We start from the raw sequence: 21,974 nt of genomic DNA on the forward strand, positions 1-21,974 counted from the left end.
CCCTTTCTACCTAAAGCGCCGATAAGGAATTCATCGGTAAAACCGACGATAGAGGCAAGCCAGCGCAAAGGTAGACCCCGACAAGCACCTAAACCCTAGCTCCGAGGATTCGTCATGACAATCCTTAACTCACCAACGGTTATTGGTATCGATGTAGCGAAGGCCGAAATCGTCGTTTACCGCGAAGACCTGAAAATCACTCAAGCCATCGCCAACCACCGCGAAGCTCTTGGCCGGTGGCTCAAAACGCTACCAGCCCAAAGCTCGATTGCGCTGGAAGCCACCAGCTTTTATCACCTGGACACAGCTGAGCTGGCCCATGGAATGGGGTTTCATGTTTACGTTGTGGATCCTTATCGGGTGGCCCATTACCGTGAAAGTATTGGGCTGCGGGCTAAAACTGATCCTTGTGATGCGCGTTTGCTGGCTCGGTATCTAACGAACGAGCAAGCAAGGCTGCGTATCTGGAGCCCACCTCCAGAAGCCTACAAAGTGTTAAAAAACCTGCTTAGAAAACGTGCGGCACTCATCAAGGCCCGCGTCAGTATCGTGCTGAGTTTTTCGAACGAACCGTGTCTGAAGGACATCTTGGCCCGGCAGTTGGAGGTCTTCAAAGAGTCCGATCAGGCCATTCAGAAACTAATGCGTGAGGCCAGCCAAGCGGCAGGGATCACTGAAAACATCAACCGCTGCAAAGCCATCGAAGGGATTGGTGAACTGACGGCCATTGGCTTGGCGACCGCATTCATGCGCGGTCACTTTGTCAGTGGCGATGCATTCATTGCTTTCTTGGGGATGGATTTGCGTCCAAAAGATTCAGGGAAGAAGCACAGTCCTCGTCACTTGAGCAAAAAAGGGGACGGGGAGCTACGACGCTTGGCGCACAACGCCGCGATGGCGGCCTGTCGGTCTCCTGCCTGGAAACCTTACTATGAGGCCTTCTTGGCACGAGGCCTGGCCAGAACTCAGGCCTTGGTTATCCTCGCCCGCAAGTTGTGTCGGGTAGCATTCGCCCTGATGAAAAATCAGAGCGAATACCAACCAAATTCACGGTTGCAGGGTTCCCCTGCAACATAGAATCTCCCACAAGGGACCGACTGCCCCAGATCACCTGTGGGAGCAAGCTCGCTCGCGATGGGGGGACTCCACCCACTGCACATAACAAACAGCGACGGGCATCTGGTGCTCGTGACAGAACTCCAGCCAGCGCAGCTGGTTGTCTTGCAGGCGATCGCCGGGGCCTTTGACTTCGATCATGCGGTAGGTCTTGTCCTGCGGCCAGAACTGGATCAGGTCCGGCATGCCGGCGCGGTTGGCCTTGATGTCCAGCAGCAAACGGTGGAACCAGTGCTTGAGATGCTCCGCCGGCAGGCAATCGAGGGCCTGTTCCAGCAAGGACTCGGACAACGCGCCCCAGAACACGAAAGGTGACTGCACACCCCACTTTTGCGCGTAGCGACGGACGATGGTCTGTCGATAGCGGCCATCGTCCAACTCTGCCAGGCAAGTTGCGAACAGCTCGGCGCGACGGGCGTGGAAATCTTCGTTGAGCAGGTCGACCGGCCCGCGCTGGAACGGGTGGAAAAACGCTCCCGGCAGCGGCGCGAAGATCGCCGGCCAACACAACAGGCCGAACAGCGAATTGATCAGGCTGTTCTCGACGTAATGCACCGGTGCGGCTTCGTCGTGCAGATGGGCCTGGACGTGGTACTCCACCGATAAGGCCGGATCGACGCGAGGCAGGTGCAGCTCCAGGCGCTCTTCTTCCCGGGCCATGCCCCGTGGCACCGGTGGCCCACCCAACTTGCGCCGCAGACGGGGCAGGATCCGCAGCAAGGCCTGGGTTTCGGCGGCACTTTGCGGTGCCTGCGCCGCCGCCTCGCCCAGTTCAAGAGCCAGGGTGTACTCACCCACGCGCTCCAGCACCCGGACCATCCGCAGCCGTGCGCCGGGGTAGGTGCAATCGCGATAGATGCCCAAGGCCAAGGCAAAATCGCCGATGCGTTCGCCATGCTGGCCGATCTGGAACAACAACTTGCCCCGGCGTCGCTCCAGCCATGGATTGTCCAGGGACAGTTGGTTGACCTGGGCGACAATTTCTTCCAGGGGGTCGCCGGCTTCGAAGCGCTGCTGGCAGTCGTGCAGGAACACGCAGGCATCGACGTCTTCGCGACTGCGCAAGCCCCGTGACTCGGCGCTGAACTCGACGGTTTCGTAGGTGAAAATGCCCAGGTCCGCCAGGACGAATTCCGACCAGTCCTGGTAAAGATTGCCGAAAAACATCAACCGCAGCCTGTCGCACAGATGCATGATCGTCAGGCTGTACAGCCGATCGTCAAGCTGCGGGCACCAGGCCCGGAACGGCTGGGGTTGACTGAGGTGTTCGTCCAGGGCCTGGAGCCATTCGGTCTTTTTCGCCTTGGGGTGTTCGATCAAGTGGCCCAGGCACAGGAGGATTTCCGGCTTGAGCAGCACCTCGAACAGCTCGACGAGCCCGATGGGAGCCTGTTCCTTGACCCAACCCAACGCCAGCAACGGCGCGACGGCTACGCCTATGTCGCCGATTTCCGGGTAATTCAGCTTGCTATGGCGAAACCGCAGTCCCTTGCGCATCACCATCCGCACCAGCAAGCCCTGGGAGCCACGCGGCAGCGCTAGGAAGTGGTCGATGAAGCGTTGTTCTTCGGGGCTGAGCACATCGGCATACCGCTGGGTCAACCAAGCGAGTACTTGCTGGAAGTTGTTCAGGTAGTAAAACGGATCGTCGAGAGCGCGGGCTGCCACGGAAAAGAAACGCCAAGAGTTTTGGGGTACTGGTTATGCATACAGATAACAGCTGTAAACCACTCAGGCAACCGCAAAAGATGAACGGTCTCCTATATTTAAGGTGAAATCCTTCAGCCAGCGATGAACTTTCCTACGGCAAGCGAGACCAATGGCGGTTGACTAACGTGATGGCGCGGTCGAATCAGCTGATCCGTGTCCTTTTGATTGAGAGGTTATGGTTATGAACATCAGGTTTCTGGGCCTGCCCCTGGTCGTCGTGGCATTTCTGGCTCTGTCTGGCTGCGCCTCGCCAACCGTGGTGACTTTGCAGAACGGTACTCAGTATTTGACCAAGGACACCCCCAATACCCGCACCGCTGATGGTTTCTACGAGTTCGAGGATATTTCCGGCAAGAAAGTCCGGGTCCGCGCCGATGATGTGGCTACCATTCGCAAGGAAGACTGAGTTCGACAGCTACACCGTCATCGCGAGCAGGCTCGCTCCCACATTTGTGCTCGGTGCTCACAGAATCCTGTACTCACCGTCCGTCCCTGTGGGAGCGAACCTGCTCGCAATAGCACTATCAAGCGAACACGATCCCGTCGCCGCCAACCTGACCGATACCAACGCCCACCAGCGTCACGGAACTGTCGCCGACCTTAAGCAGCGTGTCGCTGCCCACTTGTGACAGGTACTGGCTGTAGTCATGCTCCGCCCCGGCGCCTGGTACGCCGAGGAACACCAGCTTGTCCCCGGCCTCATAACCGCTGATCCGGTCCTGGCCGAATGCACCGTTGAAAAGGAAGGTGTCACTGCCGCCTCCCGCGTGCATCTGGTCATTGCCCGCACCGCCGACGAAGGTGTCGTTACCGGCGCCGCCCACCAACACATCGTCACCGTCCTGGCCGAACAGCCAGTCCCCCTTCGCTCCCGCCACCAAGGTGTCGTTGGCCGCGCTGCCCTTGACCGAAGACGCATAGGCGGTCAGGTTGGCGCCAGCCACCAGGCCATTGGCGGTGACGCTGTGGCTCACTTCATCCTTGAGCAGCCCCCAGAACAACCCGGACTCCTTACTGACCAACGTGCCAATGTCGCGGGTGATGCTGATCGCGCCATGGACATCGCGCACATACAGCGTCCCGGCCCCGTCATGGGCGAAACTGAAATCCTTCACCGACTGCTGCAGTTGCAAGGTATTGCTGCCCTGCCCGCCCAGTATCACGTTGTAGCCACCGCCATCGCGAAAGGTGTCATTGCCTGCTCGCCCCTCCAGGTAGTCACTGGCCTGGCCGCCCTGGATCAGGTCATTGCTGTCGCTGCCGATGATAAACGTGCTGCCGGTGTGGGTTTCCGCGTTGCGGTTGAGGTCCTGCACCCAGGTATTGGCCCGCGCGGGGTCTGACAGGTTGGCGACGATGACGGTGGAGTCTTTTTCAGTGAGGTCGTAGAACGCCGAAGTCATGATCCGACCCATGCCATCGCCGTAGCCGGTGGGCAGGTGGGAAATCCAGGTGGGGATGTTGAGGATGGAAAATGGCAGTACGTTCCAGGCCGCTGAAGCGTAGTGGTCGTTGAAGCTGACGATATTGTTGGTGGCCGATTCCTGCTGCCCGTCGTGCACGCCCACCGACGCGAGGTTGAAGGTCGAACCGTCCAGGGCGCGAAACACCGGGTCGTTCTCGTAACCGATGTTCAAGACCTTGTCGGTACTGCTCTGGGTCGGCGAGGCGTAGGCGATGTAGTTGGCACCGGAATAGAACCCTGACCATTTGCTGGTGCTCAAGTCCGCCAGGCTGTTGACCGCCAGCCCACCCAGGCTATGGCCGCTGACCAGCACGTCCTTGCCTGTCAGGCCGTGGGCCTGGGCAAACTTCGCGACGTCCCCGAGCAGGTTGCCAAAAGCTTCGCCGACGTAGTTTTTCGCATAGTCCTTGGGCCCCAGGGCGGCCATCAGGTCGTTGATCACATCGCCAATGGAATCGCCAATCAGGTTCTCCCGAGGGCCGCTGGTGCCGCGAAACGACACGCCGATTTCCTGCAGGTACCCCTCGGCGTCGTACTTGCCAAGGATCTCTACCTGCGCGGTGGTGTAGCCGGCCTTTTCACCGAAAAACGTCCCGCGGCCATCGACCTTACCGGCGTAACCCAGTTGCGTGGCGCTGATGGGCGTCCAGCCGGCCTTCTGCACCGCCTCCAAGGCGAGTTTCTCCGAGTCGGGATTCCACGGCACACCGGGAATCACCCCTTGGGAATCGGTGCCTCCCAGCAACGCGGTAACCAGGGTCGCCGGCAGGCCGGCACCGAAGCCGTTGTGCTGGTAACCGGCGGCAAAGCCGTTGTCGAGGTTGTGGTAGGAATACAGCATGATGGCCATTGCGTCGCTGACCAGTGCCTTGGATTCGGTGGTGCCGAGGTTCTTGTAGTCGTAGATACCCATGGTTGTCGCTCTCTTTTGTTGTTGGAATGCTGGGAACCGGGTGGTGTGGTCAGAACTGCCAATCCAGCGTCAGGCCCACGCCATGGGTTTTATCCCGGGAGCCGAGCACGCCGTTGTAATCCAGGTTGACCCGCACATCCTTGGCGACCGCGAGCCCCGCGCGGGCGCCGATCACGGCGGCGTTGCGGTCCATGGACACGCTTTGCACCGCAAAGGTGTTGCTGCTGCCGGCAAATGCCAGGTCCTGTTCGGAATGGATACTGCTGAGGTTGTGCTGCCAGCCGAGGGAACCGGACAGTTGCAGTTGCTGTTGATCCGACAGCGTCAAGGTGTGGCTGGCCCGCACGCCCAGGGTCGAAAGCAGCGCATCGCGACGGTCCTCTCCACCGTGCAGGGCGGCGTTGTCGCCTTTCTCATGGAAGCTGTCGCTGTCCAGGTGTACATAGGCCAGGTTGGCGAACGGTTCCAGGGCCAGCGGTTGCAAGTCCAGGCGATACGCCGCTTCGGTGAAGAGCTGGGTGGTCCGGGCATCGCGCTTGGTTTTCTCCCGGCCACTGGTGTCGCCCCATTGCAGGTCACGCTTGACGTCGATGCGATGCCAGCTGTGGGCGCCGCCGACGGTCAGGCGCAGCGCATCGATTTCATGCCCCAGGTAGGCCCCCAGGTGATAGCTGTCGGCCTTGGCCGAGGAATGGGTGCCATCGCCCATGCTCAGCGAACTGTCGCTGTAGCCGGTGACGAAGCCCAGTCGCGTCTGGTCGCTGATCAGGCCATCGACACCGGCCAGCAGCCCGCCGATGGAGCTGGTCGTACTGGCTTGGTCATGTCCACCGTCGCTCTTGCCCCAAGCGCCCAGCACCTTGAACCAGGCATTGCTGCTGGCATCGGTCGGCGTACCGGCGTCGTACAGTGCGTCCTGGCGCAGGCGATCACCCACGGCGTCGCGCAATTGACGGCTGTCGTTGATCAGCAGCGTGCCGATGGCCGGATGGATTTCCCCAGACAGTTGCTGGAATGCCTGTTGCGCCACGGCGGCGCTGGGTGACAGCAACAAGGCTTCATACAGCCCGTTGCCGGCGCCCAATTGCTCGGCGGCGCTGGCCACGGCACGTTGGTTGGGCGTCAGGCCGAGGCTGGCAAATGATGCGTCATTACGCTCGACCGCCAGCTGAATGCCACTGGCGCTGTACGCCAGGTCGCCCCCCAGAAACGCGTAGTTGGGCAAGACTTCAGCGAAGCGCCCGTCAATGCCCCCGGCGGCCTGCAGGATATTGAACTGCCTGCCCAGCAGGCTTTTCACCTCGCCGGCCGTGAGTAGCGTCGGACTGTTTTCCAGGGACAACGACACCGTCGCCCCGTCAATGGACGCCTTGCCGTCGGCCACGATCAGGTCACTGGAGGTGGGCGAGACTTCCACCGCGTAGTTCGAACCGGGTTGGAAGGTCACATCGCCGGCCACTTGCAACGTGCCGATGGAGTTACCGGGCGCCACGCTGCCACCGCTATTGGCGCTCAGGCTGGCGATGCGCCCGTTGCCGCCGAGGATACCGCCGTCGTTGACCGTCACGGCCGACGCCAGCGAGCCATTGATTGCCAGTCGTCCTTGATTGACCACGGTCGGCCCGCTGTAAGTGTTTTCGCCGGTGAGCACCAGGGTGCCGATGCCCTCCTTGGTCAGCCCGCCGTGACCGGCGATGTCGTTGCGCCAAACGTCCAGGCCACATTGGATACCGCTGCACACCCGCTCCGTGGGTTTGCCGGCATCGATGATCGCGCCGATGCCCGGCAGGTCCGCCACGAACTGACCGGAGCCGTAGGCGCCATCGATGCGAAACTCCTCGGGAATGTCCTGAGCGGTCACCAGCATCGATGGGCCGTCGATGGCCTTGCCCAGGTTGATCATGCCCCAGCCATACAACGAATCGACGCCCGGCGCGCCCATGTCGGTGGCGGTGGTGCGCAGCACGCTGGCGACCTGGGCGCCTGTCATGTACGGAAAGCGCTCCATCAACACCGCCACGCTGCCGGCGACGTGGGGCGCGGCCATGGAGGTGCCGCTCTTGTTGGCGTAGCCCACGGTCAGGTCGTCGGCACTGGTGCCGCCGATCACCGCGCTGTAGACCCGGGTACCCGGCGCCGACACGCAGAAACTGGCGGTGTAGCCGCAGCGCGAGGAAAAGGTACTGATGGTGTACGGATCGGGGCTGGCGGTGTTCGGGTTGACCTGCAGCGCCGCCACGGTGAGCCAGTTCGGCGCGATGTCCGGGACGAAATACGCCAGGCCCGCGATGGCATCAGGGTTATTGAGGTTGTAGTCATTGCCGGCGGCGAAGATCGTGACGATACCGCTGCGGGCCGCGGCGATGGCGCCCTCGTAGGCACCGCCAGGCTTGGTGCCCAGCAACGGCTTGATCTGGTCGAATTGCAGTTGCGCGTCCTGCACGGTGAAATGCGGGAACGCCGGGTCGCGACCGCCCTGGTCGAAGCGGTCAGTGATGCCGATGCCCCAACTGTTGTTGATGATGCGGGCGCCGCTGGCGATCAACGCATCCCAGCCTGCCTTGTACACCGCACCATCGTTGCCACGGATGATGCCATCCTCGGGGCCCGGATCGCCGTTGTCGGCGCTGATGATCTGCGCATCGAACGCCACGCCGTGCATTGGGCTGCCATCGCGGCTGCCGGCGGCGATCCCGCCGACGTGGGTGCCATGGGAGCCCAGCTTGCCGTCGGAGCCAACGGTGGGCGAACCGTCGTAGCGGAATGGATCACCCGCCTTTACCGGGATATACGGATCGGTGTACTCGCGGATGCCACTGGTGACCAGGGTCACCACTTTGCCAGTGCCGGAGAACTCCGGATGAGCTGCGTAGACCGGCTGGTCGAAGATCCCCAGCTTGACGCCCTTGCCGGTGTACCCGGCGGCGTAGGCCTGCTGCGCGTTGATCGCCCCAAGCCCCCATTCGGCGTTGAATTCGCTGCTGCGCCAACTGTCCGGGTTACCCGCCCTGCCGTTCTCGACATAAGGCGCCGCCTGAGCCGTGCCCAAGGTCGCCAGTGCGCAGAGCATGGCGTGGTTGAGGGTCTTGAGCAGAAATACGCGCCCCATCTGCCTAGGCTGTTTTTTGTTATCGATTTTCATCACGAACCATCCTTAGTAACGCGTTATGGATTGCTGCAACAACTCACCTGTGGCGAGGGGATTTATCTGTGGGAGCAAGGCTTGCCCGCGATAAAAACAACGCGGTCTCTCTGGAACCGAGGCGCCTGCCTCGCGAGCAAGCTTTGCTCCCACAGATAAATCCACTCACCACTAAAGCCACGCGCCGGTCATTGAATTGCCCCCTGGGACACAAACGCCTCATCCACCTTCGCCAGATCCTGCGGGCCGAGGGTGCCGGCGTAGTAATGCAACTTGGTCCAGGCCATGAGGTAGTCGTAGCGGGCCTGGGCCAGGTCGCGGCGGGTGGTGTAGAGCTGTTGCTCGGCATTGAGCGCATCGAGGTTGACCCGCTCGCCACCAAGAATGCTTTGCCGGGTGGATATCACCAGTGCTTCGGCGGAACTCAGGGCCTTCTGATAGGCGCGCAGCTTGTTCACACCCGACACGCAGGCGCTGAACTGACGGCGCAGTTCGATCAGCGTCTCACGGGTCTTGGCATCCAGCTCGTACTCGGCCTGCTCCATGTTGCGGCTGGCCTGGCGGGTCGACGCCGAGACCCCGCCGCCGGCGTACAGCGGCACGCTGACTTCCAGGCCGATGGTGTTGGTGTCGTAACGCTGGTTGTAGGTGTTGCCACTTTCCGATTCGTTCTGGCGCATCGTCGCGTAGGCACTGACTTTGGGCAGGTGGCCGGCGCGGTTGCGCTCGACCTCGAAACGCGCCACGTCCACCGCTTGGCGCTGGGACGCCAGGCTGGGGTTATTGCTCACCGCCAATTCATGCCAGGTATCGAAGCTGGCCGGCTGCAAGGCAAAGGTCTGGAACGTGTCGTGCAAAGGGGCCAGGTCGCCGATATCCAGGGCCGGGACGCCAATCAGCGAGCCCAGCTCGCGCAAGGCGGCGTCTTGCTCATCGCGCGCCTCGATCTCTTCTGCGATTGCCAGTTCGTAGCGCGCCTGCGCCTCGAGGATGTCGGTACGCGTGCCTTCGCCCTGGCGAAACAGATGCTCGTTCTGATGGAATTGCTGCTCGAAGGCTTTTTTCTTGGCCTGGGCAATGTCGATCTGGTCCTGGGCGAACAGTGCCTGGGTGTAATGGCTCAGCACCCGCACCAGCAGTTCCTGGCTCTTGCCCCGAAAACTTTCGTCGGCGAACAACGCTTGGGCCACGCCCTTTCGGTAGGCGGCGTAAGCCTCGTAGTCCAGCAGGGGTTGTTGCAGTGTCAGGCTGGAGCCGTAGCTGCTGTAGTTGCGATCGTCATGCTGGCTGGCGCCACGGTCGTTGAGATAAGTGACCTTGGATTGGTTACGGCCCTTGTTGTAGCTGTAGCCCAAGTGCGGCAACAGCCCGGCGCGGCCAATGGCGCGGTTCTCCAGGCCCGCATCGCGCTCCTTGATCGCGCCCAGGTAGAGCGGGTCATTGCGCAGCGCCTGCTCATAGAACTCGAAGGGCCCCATGGCCCAGGCGGTGTTGCACGCACAAACGGCCAGCACGGCCACCCAATAGAAACGCTTCATACCGCCGGACATCCTTATTCTTCAGTCAACGCAGAGCCGGCTCGGTCGAGCAGCGGTTTGAACAGGTAGTTGAGCAACGAGCGCTCGCCCGTGCGCACGAACATCTCGGCCGGCATGCCGGGCTTGATCACCAGGCCGTTGAGCTTGTCCATCGCCACGTCGCTGACGCTGCTGCGCAGCACGTAATACGGCGCACCGGTCTTCTCATCGAGCATCTGGTCGGCGGACACCAGGCTGACTTCCCCTGGCACCCTTGGCGTACGGTTCTGGTTGAAGGCGGTAAACAGAATGTCCACCGGCAAATGCGGGCCGACCTTGTCGATCAGGTGAACCGGCAGGTGCCCTTCCACCTCCAGCCGCGTGCCCTGGGGCACGATTTCCAGCAGGGTGTCGCCCTGGCGCACCACCGCGCCTTCGGTGTGCACCCCCAGGTTCACGGCAATGCCGTCGGCAGTGGCGAGGATTTCGCTGTGTTGCAACTCGAACCCGGCGGATTTGAGTTGCTGTTGCAGGGTTTCGCTCTTGAGCTGGGCGTCGGCCAACTGGCTGCGCACCTCTTTCTGGTATTCCTCGTTATGTTGCTGCAACTTCAGGCGCGACTCGACGATCCCCTGCTCCACACGCCCGCTTTCGCCGCTGTTCTGCGCCAGTTCCTGCTGTACTTGCGACAGTTGGCGTTGATAGTCCAGCAGCCGGTTGCGCGGGATGTAGCCGTTGTCCGCCAAGGGCTGCAGGTTGCCCAGTTGCAGGCGCAGGGATTCAGCCTGGGCGGTCAAGTCGCTGCGGGCCCGGCGCATGCCCGCCAACTGCGCCGTAGCCCCTTCGATGCTGGCGCGCAACGCTGCCTGCTCCCGAGCGAAGGCTTCGCGGCGGCTGCTGAACAGTTGTCGCTGGCCTTCGAGCACCAGGGCCAGGCCTGGATCGGGATCGCGGCTCAACTCAGCCGGGAAACTCACCTGCAGCAGGTTGTCCCGCTCGCTTTGCCAGCGTGCCAGGCTGGCCCAGGTCATCCGGTACTGCGCCTGCAGCGATTGCACATCGGCGGCAGCCTGGGTCTGGTCCAGGCGAAACAGCGGCTGGCCCTGCTTCACCGCCTCGCCTTCACGCACCAGGATCCGGCTGACCACGCCGCTGCTCATCGATTGCACTGCCTTGCGCTTGCCTGAAACCACTACGGTGCCTTGCACGGGGATGCCCTGGTCCAGCGGTGCCAGGCTGGCCCATGTGAAAAAACTACCCGCGCCAATCAGCGCCAAGGCCCAACCCAGGCGGGTAAAAAAAACAGCGTCGCGCTCCGGGCGCGCCAAGTCGTGAGACTGTTCCAGATTCATGTCGCGATCCTTGCTCATACGCCACCGGGTTTGCTGGCGGCCTGGTACTGACGGCTCATGCTCAGTCCGTTGGGGGCTGCCTGGGGTTTGTCCCGTTGGGATTCCGACTGCCCGGACAAAGCCCGCAATACTTCCTGGCTTGGCCCGAAGGCCTGGAGCCGGCCTTCGTTGAGCACCAGCAGCTTGTCAGCCTGGGCCAGTGCCGAGGAGCGATGGGTGACCAGCACTACGCTGGTGCCCTGGGCTTTCATCTGGGCGATGCCACTGGCCAGCGCCGCTTCGCCGACCGTATCGAGGTTGGAGTTGGGCTCGTCGAGTACCACCAGGCTCGGCCGGTCATACATCGCCCGGGCCAGCGCGACCCGCTGTTTCTGCCCGCCCGACAAACCACCACCGTCCTCCCCCAGCACCGTGTCGTAGCCCTGGGGCAGGCGCAGGATCAGTTCATGGACACCGGCCTGTTGCGCGGCGGCGACGATTTTTTGCGGATCGGCTTGGCGAAACCGGGCGATGTTCTCGGCGATGCTGCCGCTGAACAGCTCGATGTCCTGGGGCAGATAGCCGATGTGCGGGCCGAGTTGGTCACGATTCCAGCGATGAATGTCGGCCCCGTCGAGGCGCACCGTACCCGCCAGGGTCGGCCACACACCTACCAGCACCCGGGCCAGGGTGGACTTGCCGGAACCGGACGCCCCCAGCACACCCAGTACTTCCCCCGCGACCAGGCTGAAGCTGACCTGTTGCAGTGTCGCGTTGCGTTGTCCTGGCGGCCCGGCACTGACGTGTTCGAAACTCACCTGGCCCTTGGGCGATGGCAGCGTCATGCCATCGTCCTGGGGCGCAAACGCCTGCAACAGCGCGTCGAGACGACGGTAAGCCAGTTTGGCGCCGCTCCACTGCTTCCACACGGCGATCAACTGGTCGATGGGGCTCAGTACCCGCCCCATCAGGATCGACCCGGCAATCATCATCCCGGCGGTCATGTCACCCTTGATCACCAACAGTGCGCCCAAGCCCAGCACCAGTGATTGCAGGCACAGGCGCAGGGTCTTGCTCAAGGAACTGATCACTGCGCCAGTGTCGCTGGCCTGGTTCTGCAGGCCGAGAAACCGTGAATGCACGGCGAACCAGCGACCGCGCAGCGCCCCGAGCATGCCCATGGCCTGGATCGTCTCGGCGTTATGCAAGTGGCTGGTCGCCAGTTGGCTGGACTGTTGCGAGTAGACACTGGCTTGCCCCAGGGCTTTTTTGGTCATGGCTTCGTTCAAGCAGGCCAGGCCGATCAGCAGCAGCGTGCCAACGGAGGCGAACACGCCGAGCCAGACGTTGAACAGATAGATCACCAGCAGATAGATGGGAAACCACGGCGCGTCGAAGAAAGCGAACAGCGCCGGCCCAGTGAGGAATTGACGAATATGCGTGAGGTCGCCCAGGGATTGCCCGGCGTTGCCTTCACCTTGGCGCAGATTGCGCTCGAACGCGGCCTTGTACACCTGGAGATTGAGGCGTCTCTCCAACTGACTGCCAATGCGGATGACCACGAAGCTGCGGACCATTTCCAGCAGCCCGATGAACACGAAGAAGCCCACTACCATCAATGACAACATGGCCAGCGTGGTCTCGTTCTGCGATGACAACCCGCGATCATACACTTGGAGCATATAAATCGAAGGCGCAAGCATCAGGACGTTAATCAGCGCGGTAAAACAACCGACACTGATCAGAATGTTTTTATAATCACCCAGCGCTTTAAACAGCGGCACCGCGGCAGCGCTCCTTGCCCTATTCATGATCTTCCTTGCTGTTGGCTTCGCCAGCGAACCGGCCATTAGTTCAACTTACCAATCTTCAATTATTGTTCTGGCCCACAGCCAAACGCGTATCGAGACACGCGCGCATTTAAACAAACGTGCTTCGATCACGGATCAACTGTACTCACTCGTTAATGAGCGCTCTGGGACTTATTGCGTTCAAGCCTGAGTATCAAACCGGACTTCAACGTCATTTGATAATGATCGCCCTGGCGCAGCCCCAGGTGAGTCCTGGAGTCTTGCCTGCCAATCAGGGAAAGACCGTCGGGTTCGGTGAACCAACGCACCGGTTCATCCCCCAACCAGTGGCCCAGGCAATCGGTTTGCCCACCCAAGGTCTGGTCCAACTTGAGTTCGACGAGGCAACTGTTGGACGGTTTGTCCTGCATCGCCTGGGTTTGCGCATTGTCCTGCGGGCTCGACAAAACGGCCTGCCACTGACCGGCCAACTGCGAGGGTTCAACTAACAACAGGCTGCGCGCCATGGCGTTTTCTCCACAAAACATCATCAGCGTAGCGAATAACCCGGCGATTGCCTGGACGCTACTGGGCATGAATTTTCTACGCATAGCTTTCATCCTGGCCGGGATCCCGCAGGAGCATCCGCCCCCACGGGACATGGACATCAGGCCACGATATCCGAGACCGCTGCCTGGCCCACGGTGCTGACCAGGAAATCCGCCACGCCTTGCCCGGAGAAATCCACCGACAGCAGGCTGTTGCCGCCCGATGTCGACAACACCGCATCGCCCGCCGCACCGGTGAACGCGCTCACAAAGTGCAGGCCTGCGCCCTTGGTGATACCGGTCAGGTCGATCTTGTCCAGGCCGCTGACGAAATCGAGGATCTGGTCCGTCGCCCCCGGCCGCGAATCGGAACTGGCGGCGAACACGAAGGTGTCCGAACCCGAACCGCCCCAGAGTTTGTCTGCACCACCGGCGCCCCAGAGGATATCGTTGCCAGCACCGCCCTTGAGCTCGTTGGCCACCGCGTTGCCGATCAGCAGATCGCTGCCCGAGCCGCCGATGGCGTTTTCGATGACTGCACCCTTGGCGATGGACACGTTGCCCACCATGCCGCCAACGTCGGAGAACGAGGCGTCATTGAGATTGATTTTCTGGTTCTGGGTGAAGCCGGAGAAATCCAGGGTGTCGCGGCCGCCGGCGTCCCATACCGAAAACACCACTTTGTCCGACGACGAAGACGCGCTGAGAAAATCGCGCCCGGTGTTGGAGTTGAAACCGTAGGTCGAATCGCCGGTACGGGTCGTGGTGTTGGCACCGTAGAGTTTCTGGATGGCCGCGATGTCATCCATCAGCGGACCGGAGGCATAGGCTTCGACGCCGCCCTTGCTGAAGTTCTGGCTGGTATTGCTTTCGCTCCAGTAGCTCATGACGCTGTAGCCACGGGTGTCCTGGCCATACGTGGCGTCATCGTAGGTCGGGCTGCCTTCGCCAGCGTTGTAGTCGCCTGGGTGGGCCAGGCCGAGGGTATGACCGATTTCGTGGGTCAGGGTCTGGCGGCCGTAGTTGTTCAAGTCCGGGGTTTTGTTCTGGGTGTAGCTGCTGTTGATCAGGTACCAGGAGGTCCCGTCATAGCCGGCACCAGTGCCCGGCAGATAAGCGAACGCCGCCGCGCCATCCTGGCCGCCGCTGTAGTTGCCGAAGGTCATGTGAGCGTCGCCACCGCTGGCTTTTTCGGTGAAGGTGACATTGGCCACGTCCGCCCAGGATTGCATGGCCAGGGCGGCCTGGCCTTTCTGCTGCGCGCTGAACTGGCTGAAGCCGCTGATCCCATGCTTGTTCATGGTGCTGGAAGAGGCGGAAGTCAGGAAGGTGTAGGTCAGCTCGATCTTGCCGCTGCCGTCCCGGTCCTGGTAAGCCGCGCCGTCTCGCAGCAATTGAGTGGCCGCCTCGTCGACGGAGTATGACGGTTTGCCGTTGACGGTCAGGTTACCACCGCGGTCGTATTGGTGGCTGAAACTATTGATCTGGTTGAACGCATTACTGGGTGCCGCCAACGATTGCGGCGCCCAGAGGAGTTGTTCGGCAGAATCAATAGCACTGCTTTTGACTTTCGACATAAACACACTTCCTTGTTTGCTAATGGAACAATTTTAGTCAGACAGACGATCTCTGGCGAGATCGTCCTATCACTCGCCCAATGAGGACGTAAGAAACCTGACACAATTGGAAATCAAACGTCTAGTCATTTTTTTCGTTCAATTTCACGCCCGGCCCCTTAACGCCAATAAACAATAGGTTTCTCCCTGCTTAGTGCGCATGCTCAACTGTCCGAGTTGCGGATTGTCAGACAAAATTCTATTTAAATATTAAATAACGATAACTAGCCAATTGCGGACGGCGTCGCACTTTCGCCAACTAAGTGCCAGCGAAATGCTATTAATTAATATCTACTAAACCTTAACGGTTTTACGCGCGCATACTTCCCGCAGGCAGCCCCGAAGCCAGCGATGCACAGGATCGGCGTCCATCCGCGGATGCCAGAGCATGGCGATCGTGAATTCAGGCACCGGAAACGGCAGCACAAAACTGTGCAGGCCGACCCGCAGGCTCGCGGTGTAGCGTTCAGGCACGCTGGCAATCAGCTCGCTTGAGCGGGCCAACCCCAGCGCCGAGGAAAAACCTGGCACGGTGGTGACGATTTCCCGAGACAGGTTCAACACCGCCAAGGCCTGGTCGATGAGGCCATGATCCAGGCCGCGCATGGAGACGCCCACATGCCCGCCCGCCGCATAACCCGCAGCGCTCACCGCCGCCTGGCTCAACGGGTGCCCCGCACGCACAACACCAATCAAGCGGTCGCTGAACAACGCCTGGGTACGCAGCTCCGGACTGGTGTCCTTGTCCACGACGGCGGTCTCCAGGTCCACGGTACCTTCGCGAAGCGCCGTGCTGTCCCGATCGGTCTTTTCCACGAAACGCAGCCGCACGCCGGGGGCTTGCTCGCGGATGCGGCTGATCAGGTCGATGGCAAAGTTTTCCACGAACCCCTCACGGGTTCGCAACGTGAAGGTACGGTTCAAGCGTCCAAGATCCGGTGTCGTCACTGGCCGCAGCACGGCCTGGGCCTGCTGTACCAGGTCGCTGACCTGTTCGCGCAACGCCAACGCACGAGGTGTCGGCACCAGCCCTCGCCCGGCCCGCACCAACAGTGGGTCGCCGGTGGTTTCACGCAGCCTTGACAGCGCCCGGCTCATGGCCGACGGGCTGAGCCGCAAGCGCCGGGCGGCCCGGGCCACGCTGCCTTCCGAGAGCAACACGTCGAGGGTGACGAGCAAATTGAGGTCGGGCGAGGACATAGTTGGATCTCGCAGAGATGGCGTTTGGTGCAGCTATAACATGCAAATGCTGCGTCTTCCGCCATGTTATGCCCAGGCGTAACGTTCTGACAGCTCCGTTTCGAGCGCCACGGATACAGGTAACCCCATGAGACCCGTCAATACGCAACAAAACCGGCAGACAACCGCGCCCGCACACCGACACCTGTCACCTCGTTGGGCCCTGGCCAGCCTTGCGCTTTCGACGCTGCTCGCGTCCCTTGGCGCCAGCGTGGCCGCGGTGGCCCTGCCCACGCTGGCCCAGGCACTCGATGCCTCCTTCCAGCAAGTGCAATGGGTAGTGCTGGCTTATCTGCTGGCAATCACCACGCTGATTGTCAGTGTCGGCCGCTTGGGAGACCTGATGGGCCGGCGCAAGCTGCTATTGGCCGGTATCGTCCTGTTCACCCTGGCCTCGGCGGTATGCGGCCTGGCGCCCTCGCTTTGGTGGCTGATTACAGGTCGGGCGCTGCAAGGCTTGGGAGCCGCGATCATGATGACGCTGACCCTGGCCCTGGTCGGTGAAACGGTCGCCCAGGAAAAAACCGGCAGCGCCATGGGGTTGCTGGCAACGCTGTCGGCGGTGGGCACGGCCCTTGGACCGTCCTTTGGCGGCATGTTGATCGGCGGGTTCGGCTGGCAGGCCTTGTTCCTGGTCAATCTCCCCCTCGGCCTGCTGACGCTGGGGCTGGCGTGGTACTCGCTGCCGGTGCGGCAAGTGCCACCGAAAACCGAAGGAAAACGCTTCGATGTAACCGGGACATTGCTGTTGGCGATAACGCTTGCCGCCTATGCCCTGGCCATGACCTCCGGGCGCGGGAGTTTTAGCGGGTTGAATGTCGCCCTGCTGCTGATCGCGCTCCTGAGCGGCGGGCTGTTCATTCGGGCCCAGTCCCGGGCGGTGTCGCCGCTGATTCCCTTGGTCGTCTTTCGCGACCGGTTGCTGGTCTCTGGCCTGGCGACCAGCGCCCTGGTCGCGACGGTCATGATGGCGACGCTGCTGGTCGGGCCATTTTACTTGTCCATCGCCCTCGGACTGCCTGCAGCCCTCGTCGGACTGGTGCTGGCGGCCGGGCCAGCCGTCGCGGCGCTGGCGGGAGTCCCTGCCGGTCGCCTGGCGGATCGCTTCGGCGTAATACCCATGCGACTCGCCGGCCTGGCGACCATGGCCCTCGGCTGCCTGATGCTGTCACTGGTTCCCCCTGCCCTTGGTATTTTCGGTTACATCATGGCCATCGTGGTGACGACCCTGGGCTACGCGTTCTTCCAGACGGCCAACAACACGGCAGTCATGGCCGATGTGGCGGCCCAGAGCCGAGGCGTCATCGCCGGGCTGCTGAACCTGTCGCGCAACCTGGGGTTCTTCACCGGAGCTTGCGTGCTTGGCGCCGTGTTTGCGACTGCGGTAGCGACGAATGACATCTCCCGTGCCGGTGCGGAGGCAGTGACGAAGGGTCTGCACACGACCTTCGCCGTCGCCCTGGCGATGGTAGCCCTGGCCCTGGGCATCGCCTGGAAATGCCGCGTACCAGAGCCATTACCCGAGCCCCGGGACAACCCTGGCCAAGCGTGATGGCATTCTGAACATTGCCGCTTAAGTCGTGATCCAGATCAAAAAAAATGAACCAATCGCAAAACGGACTGAAAAAATCCACATGAGGTTCATTTTCAGGTGCTATTTTTAGTTCTCACTGGTAGAGCCATGATGGCTCTTCCTTCCTGACCTGAGCAAAAGGAAGCGCTCGATTGAAGAAGGCGGGCAACACATGAATAAAGGTTCTTTCAGCAAGGTTACGTTCCCCAACGCTTGCCAGTTGATGCGCTGGCACTTCCATCCCATGGGCTTCGAAGCGAGCATGGATGCGCCTGGCAGTATGGTTGCCCGGCTGTTTGACCGTGCCAGCGGCGAGACCATGATCGCCATTGCGGGCATTCCCTGCGCGACCGTAATGAATGCGCCGGATGTGGAACGAATAATCGAGGCGGTAGAGGCCGAGCTGGAAGCCTTTGTGCCACCGGTGGGGTTGCGGCGGTTTGCTTCCTGACAGGGAAATACTGGTAGCTTGAGCATACGTGAAGGCGGCGCCTCCCATTTTTTATGGAAGGTGCCGTTTTTTTTGGATGGATTGGTACATATCTGTTACCGAAGAAACGGATATACACACCATACCCATACCTGGAAACAGCCCCCTTATCCTTTACGACGATGGTCAGCAAAAAAGGCCTTGTCCGCAGCAACACGATCCGAAGCCTTGGGCCCATTGGCCGCCTGGCCATCCTGCCCATCGACATACCAGTAGCAATGCTGCACCGCACGAGTGATCCCCACATACGCCAAACGCAGGATCTCGTCCTTTTGCGCCGTGTCGTAAGGTTCGGCATCTCCATCCTGGCCCAGCCCAGCCATTCGATAGACCTGGTTCTTGTAGGGAGAACTGCTCAAGTGCTGACAGTCACCCAACAGGAACACCGCATCGGCCTGCAGCCCCTTGGCACTGTGGTAAGTCATTTTCCGGATCCGTCGTGCATCGTACGGCAAGCTAGAATCCACATTAACTATTGGTTGAATATGCTTTTCTATCAATAATTTATCGCTACTTTTTCGATACAACATCAAGATCGAATCGCCCTTGCGATAGTGCTCTTCCAGCCGCAGCGCCAGCCCTTCGTCGTCTCGATCCAGCACGTTGACCGGACTCAGCGAGCGAGCCCTGCCGCTGGCCTTGGCTTTTTTGCCAGGAATAGCCGCAGCGGCGCGCACGATGTGTTCAGCCGCGTCGATGATGTGCTGGTGGCTGCGATAGTTGTCGGTGAGCATGACCCGGGTCGTCGTCGGCGACGGGAATTGCTTGTTGAACGCCATGAAATAGCTCGGTGAACTGCCGCGCCAGCCGTAGATCGATTGCCAATCGTCCCCGACACACAACAAGGAAGAACGCTGGGCGCCACGCCCCACGTGCATCGCTGGACCACGACGGCGGATTTCCCGAAGACTGGCTCGAAGCCAGGAGACGATCTGCGGTGACACGTCCTGGAACTCGTCGATCATCAGGTGCGAAAGCGGCCTGAGCAACGCATCTCCCAGCAACTTGAAATTTTCCGGCGAGTGCTCGCTGAACAGCGCGAACATACGGTTATAGGTCATGACCGGCGGGGATTGATCGAGCAGATGATCTTCGAACGCCCGCCAGTAGCGACTCAACGCCTCGAAGAAATACCGATCGGGGTCGTCCTGGGCGAAGGACATCCGGCCCACGGCATCCGGGACGTCCAGGCCAAGGTTCTCGATAAAGCCTGCCGCCGCGACAAAACAGTCCAGCAATGGCGCTGAACCCAACTCGCCCTTGACCTTGTAATCGAATCCCGGCCCTGCGCTGGCATCGCCGGCCATCGAAGCCAATACACGCTTTGAAGCCTCATAACTTTCAAGCCATATCAGTGGCTTACGGCAGAAAGCTTGAAACAGGGTTCGCTTTACCGCCCATTCTGCACGGATGCTCAACTTGGCGCCTGGACGACTGAGGCGTGCGTCTTCCCGCGGATCGAACCCCAGTATCACCCAGGCATCCAGGGAGGGTGCGTAGCCATGGCAGTGGAACGTCGACCCATTGATCTCAAACGTTTGTCGCTTCGGCTCGATACCCTTGATCGGCCAGGCACCGGCGCGAAACCACAGGTCTTCGATGGCGTCACACAATTCTTCGTCGCGCTGGGCTGCCAGCTCGGTCACCGCGACCCGTTTCTGCACATCCGGATGATCACGCTCCAGCTCCTTGAGTTGCAGGGCGTGGCGGGACAACGGCTGGATCAGCTCACGAAAACGCGCGTCCCGTTGATAAAGGTTGTAGTAACAGGCGTTGAGCTGCTGGCGTTGGGCGTCGTTGATGCGTAAATCGAACGGATTGCCCTGGGCATCATCGTCACCCGCTTCGGCACGATGACTCAGGGTCTCGAAGGCCTGGAGCCGTTCGAACCCGGGCAGACTGCGGACCATAGGCAAGATACGTGAATGGAACGTACGCACCAGATCACGGGCTTCCTTGAGGCTGACGGTTCGTCCCCACAGGCCAAACACTTCGATCAGTTTCTGGATGAAATCCTTGCGCGATTCCCGGGTAAACGTCACCACGGTCATCGAGTCCAGTTCAAAACCCAGGTAATGAGACAACAGCACAATGCGCAGCACCAGGGTCGTGGACTTGCCCGCACCGGCTCCGGCGACCACCGAGGTCGACGGCGTGTCGCTGAAAATCATCTTCCATTGCGCGGCACTTGGTTGCGCGTGCGCCGGCAGCAATCGGGCGACATCCGACTTGATTCGCTTCTTCAGCTCGGCGGTTAGCGGTAGGTGCCAGTCATCGAACAGCAAGTCATCGACCTGCGGTGCCGGATGCTCCGTGCTGCGCGAATCACGGATCAACAGGACCTGACGCCCCTCCTCAAGCCCTTCGGCCCGGCCCTCCTTGTAGCCATAGTCAAAACCGGCGGTATGACCGCTGCGAAAGCCGTCGGCCTGGCCATGCAACCAGGATGCTCGATGCTGGGCGCGCAGGCGCGTCAGCCCATGGCCGAAGAACCGGGCGGCCAGGCGCTTGAACAGCGGCATCTGGGCCAGGGATAAAAGCTCGGGGGGAAGATCGGGAGTGTGTTGCGCCACGCTGGGAACTCCGGTGTTCATGAACCATGACGGCTATGGTGTCTGTATTTGCCGCCAGGTGCCACCCAAAAGCTTTTAAGTCATGGGTTTAGGTGATGAAGTGAAAGTGAGCTCGCGATTTTATATCTAAATAAACGATGGTTTTGACGCGCTTTTTAAGCTTTTTATCGATGATTTCCTTGGCGAAAATAGCCCCATCAACCATCGTTTTCGCACTCAGCGGAAAAGGACACGAACATGCTCGAACTCAGGCCCTTCGCCACCTTAGGCGCCGCCAATCACGGCTGGCTGGATGCCCACCACCATTTTTCGTTCGCCGAGTACTACGACCCACAGCGCATGCACTGGGGCAACTTGCGGGTCTGGAACGATGATGTCATCGCCCCCGGCAGCGGTTTTCCTCGACACCCGCACCGGGACATGGAAATCATCACCTATGTGCGTGAAGGCGCGATCACCCACCAGGACAATCTGGGCAACCAGGGCCGTACAGAGGCTGGTGATGTGCAGGTCATGAGCGCAGGCACCGGGATTGCCCACAGCGAGTACAACCTGGAATCGACGGCCACGCGTATTTTCCAGATATGGATCATTCCCAATGAAGAAGGCCTGGCACCGTCCTGGGGCGCCAAGCCATTTCCCAAGGATTCGCGTGAAGGCTTCGTGACCTTGGCCAGTGGCAAGGCCGGCGATGACCAAAGCCTGCGCATTCGCGCCGACGCGCGCCTGGTAGCGGCCAATCTCAAGGCGGGTGAAAGTGCCGAATATCGACTGGACGCCGCACGTCGGGCCTATCTGGTGCCGGCCACTGGATTGATAGAAATCAATGGGTTGCGCGCAAAAGCTCGAGACGGTGTTGCTATTGAAGACGAGCAGGTGTTGCAGGTGACCGCCATCGAAGACAGCGAAATCGTTCTCGTAGACCTCGCCTAACCTGCGCGGCCGCTCTTG

At 60.8% G+C, this 21,974-nt stretch carries 15 protein-coding genes; 5 read left to right on the plus strand and 10 right to left on the minus strand.

The features are described 5' to 3' along the window. Positions 1-114: 114 nt before the first annotated feature. Positions 115-1,077 (plus strand): IS110 family RNA-guided transposase, encoded by a 963-nt coding sequence (locus GN234_RS03485; protein ID WP_116832135.1) that lies wholly within the window; start codon positions 115-117, stop codon positions 1,075-1,077. Positions 1,078-1,107: 30 nt separating this feature from the next. Here the strand turns inward: GN234_RS03485 and GN234_RS03490 are convergent, their stop codons facing one another. After that, positions 1,108-2,784, minus strand: coding sequence for a VRR-NUC domain-containing protein (locus tag GN234_RS03490; protein ID WP_176687890.1), 1,677 nt, complete (start codon positions 2,782-2,784; stop codon positions 1,108-1,110). A gap of 223 nt (positions 2,785-3,007) precedes the next feature. Here GN234_RS03490 and GN234_RS03495 point away from each other — a divergent pair, with 223 nt between their 5' ends. Next, a complete protein-coding gene (locus tag GN234_RS03495; protein WP_109754053.1) occupies positions 3,008-3,232 on the plus strand; it encodes a YgdI/YgdR family lipoprotein in 225 nt (74 codons plus the stop codon). A gap of 118 nt (positions 3,233-3,350) precedes the next feature. Here GN234_RS03495 and GN234_RS03500 read toward each other — a convergent pair whose 3' ends face one another. The 8 genes from GN234_RS03500 to GN234_RS03535 form a co-directional block, all read right to left on the minus strand. Further along, a complete protein-coding gene (locus GN234_RS03500) occupies positions 3,351-5,204 on the minus strand; it encodes a polyurethane esterase (RefSeq protein ID WP_176687891.1) in 1,854 nt (617 codons plus the stop codon). Between the two features lie 49 nt (positions 5,205-5,253). Then, positions 5,254-8,313: an autotransporter serine protease gene (locus tag GN234_RS03505; protein WP_176689551.1), complete on the minus strand. Its 3,060-nt coding sequence runs from the start codon at positions 8,311-8,313 to the stop codon at positions 5,254-5,256. Between the two features lie 221 nt (positions 8,314-8,534). Further along, positions 8,535-9,884 carry a TolC family outer membrane protein gene (locus GN234_RS03510; protein WP_176687892.1) on the minus strand — a complete coding sequence of 450 codons (1,350 nt, stop codon included), beginning with the start codon at positions 9,882-9,884 and terminating at the stop codon, positions 8,535-8,537. A gap of 14 nt (positions 9,885-9,898) precedes the next feature. Further along, positions 9,899-11,233 (minus strand): HlyD family type I secretion periplasmic adaptor subunit, encoded by a 1,335-nt coding sequence (locus GN234_RS03515; protein WP_176687893.1) that lies wholly within the window; start codon positions 11,231-11,233, stop codon positions 9,899-9,901. Further along, a complete protein-coding gene (locus GN234_RS03520) occupies positions 11,230-13,005 on the minus strand; it encodes a type I secretion system permease/ATPase (protein WP_176687894.1) in 1,776 nt (591 codons plus the stop codon). Before GN234_RS03520 ends, GN234_RS03515 begins: the two co-directional genes overlap by 4 nt. 152 nt (positions 13,006-13,157) lie before the next feature. Then, the gene (locus GN234_RS03525; RefSeq protein ID WP_109754271.1) at positions 13,158-13,580 is read right to left on the minus strand and encodes an AprI/Inh family metalloprotease inhibitor; all 423 of its coding nucleotides are present in this window, start codon (positions 13,578-13,580) and stop codon (positions 13,158-13,160) included. Between the two features lie 71 nt (positions 13,581-13,651). After that, positions 13,652-15,109, minus strand: a complete 1,458-nt coding sequence (locus GN234_RS03530; RefSeq protein WP_109754048.1) for a serralysin family metalloprotease — start codon at positions 15,107-15,109, stop codon at positions 13,652-13,654. A gap of 333 nt (positions 15,110-15,442) precedes the next feature. After that, entirely contained in the window at positions 15,443-16,348 is a 906-nt protein-coding gene (locus GN234_RS03535; RefSeq protein ID WP_176687895.1) for a LysR family transcriptional regulator, read from the minus strand. Between the two features lie 127 nt (positions 16,349-16,475). On the opposite strand from GN234_RS03535, the gene GN234_RS03540 reads away from it, so the two are divergent. Together GN234_RS03540 and GN234_RS03545 are read left to right on the plus strand one after the other, a co-directional pair. Next, a complete protein-coding gene (locus GN234_RS03540; protein WP_176687896.1) occupies positions 16,476-17,939 on the plus strand; it encodes an MFS transporter in 1,464 nt (487 codons plus the stop codon). A 193-nt stretch (positions 17,940-18,132) separates the two neighbouring features. Further along, a complete protein-coding gene (locus GN234_RS03545) occupies positions 18,133-18,411 on the plus strand; it encodes a DUF1652 domain-containing protein (protein ID WP_003201764.1) in 279 nt (92 codons plus the stop codon). Between the two features lie 146 nt (positions 18,412-18,557). Here the strand turns inward: GN234_RS03545 and GN234_RS03550 are convergent, their stop codons facing one another. Then, positions 18,558-21,023, minus strand: coding sequence for a UvrD-helicase domain-containing protein (locus tag GN234_RS03550; protein ID WP_176687897.1), 2,466 nt, complete (start codon positions 21,021-21,023; stop codon positions 18,558-18,560). A gap of 237 nt (positions 21,024-21,260) precedes the next feature. Between GN234_RS03550 and GN234_RS03555 the strand changes: the two genes are divergently transcribed. Continuing rightward, entirely contained in the window at positions 21,261-21,956 is a 696-nt protein-coding gene (locus GN234_RS03555) for a pirin family protein (RefSeq protein WP_109754044.1), read from the plus strand. The last annotated feature ends 18 nt before the right edge of the window (positions 21,957-21,974 follow it).

Origin of the sequence: Pseudomonas bijieensis, assembly GCF_013347965.1 — a bacterium.
GTDB classification, from domain to species: domain Bacteria; phylum Pseudomonadota; class Gammaproteobacteria; order Pseudomonadales; family Pseudomonadaceae; genus Aquipseudomonas; species Aquipseudomonas bijieensis.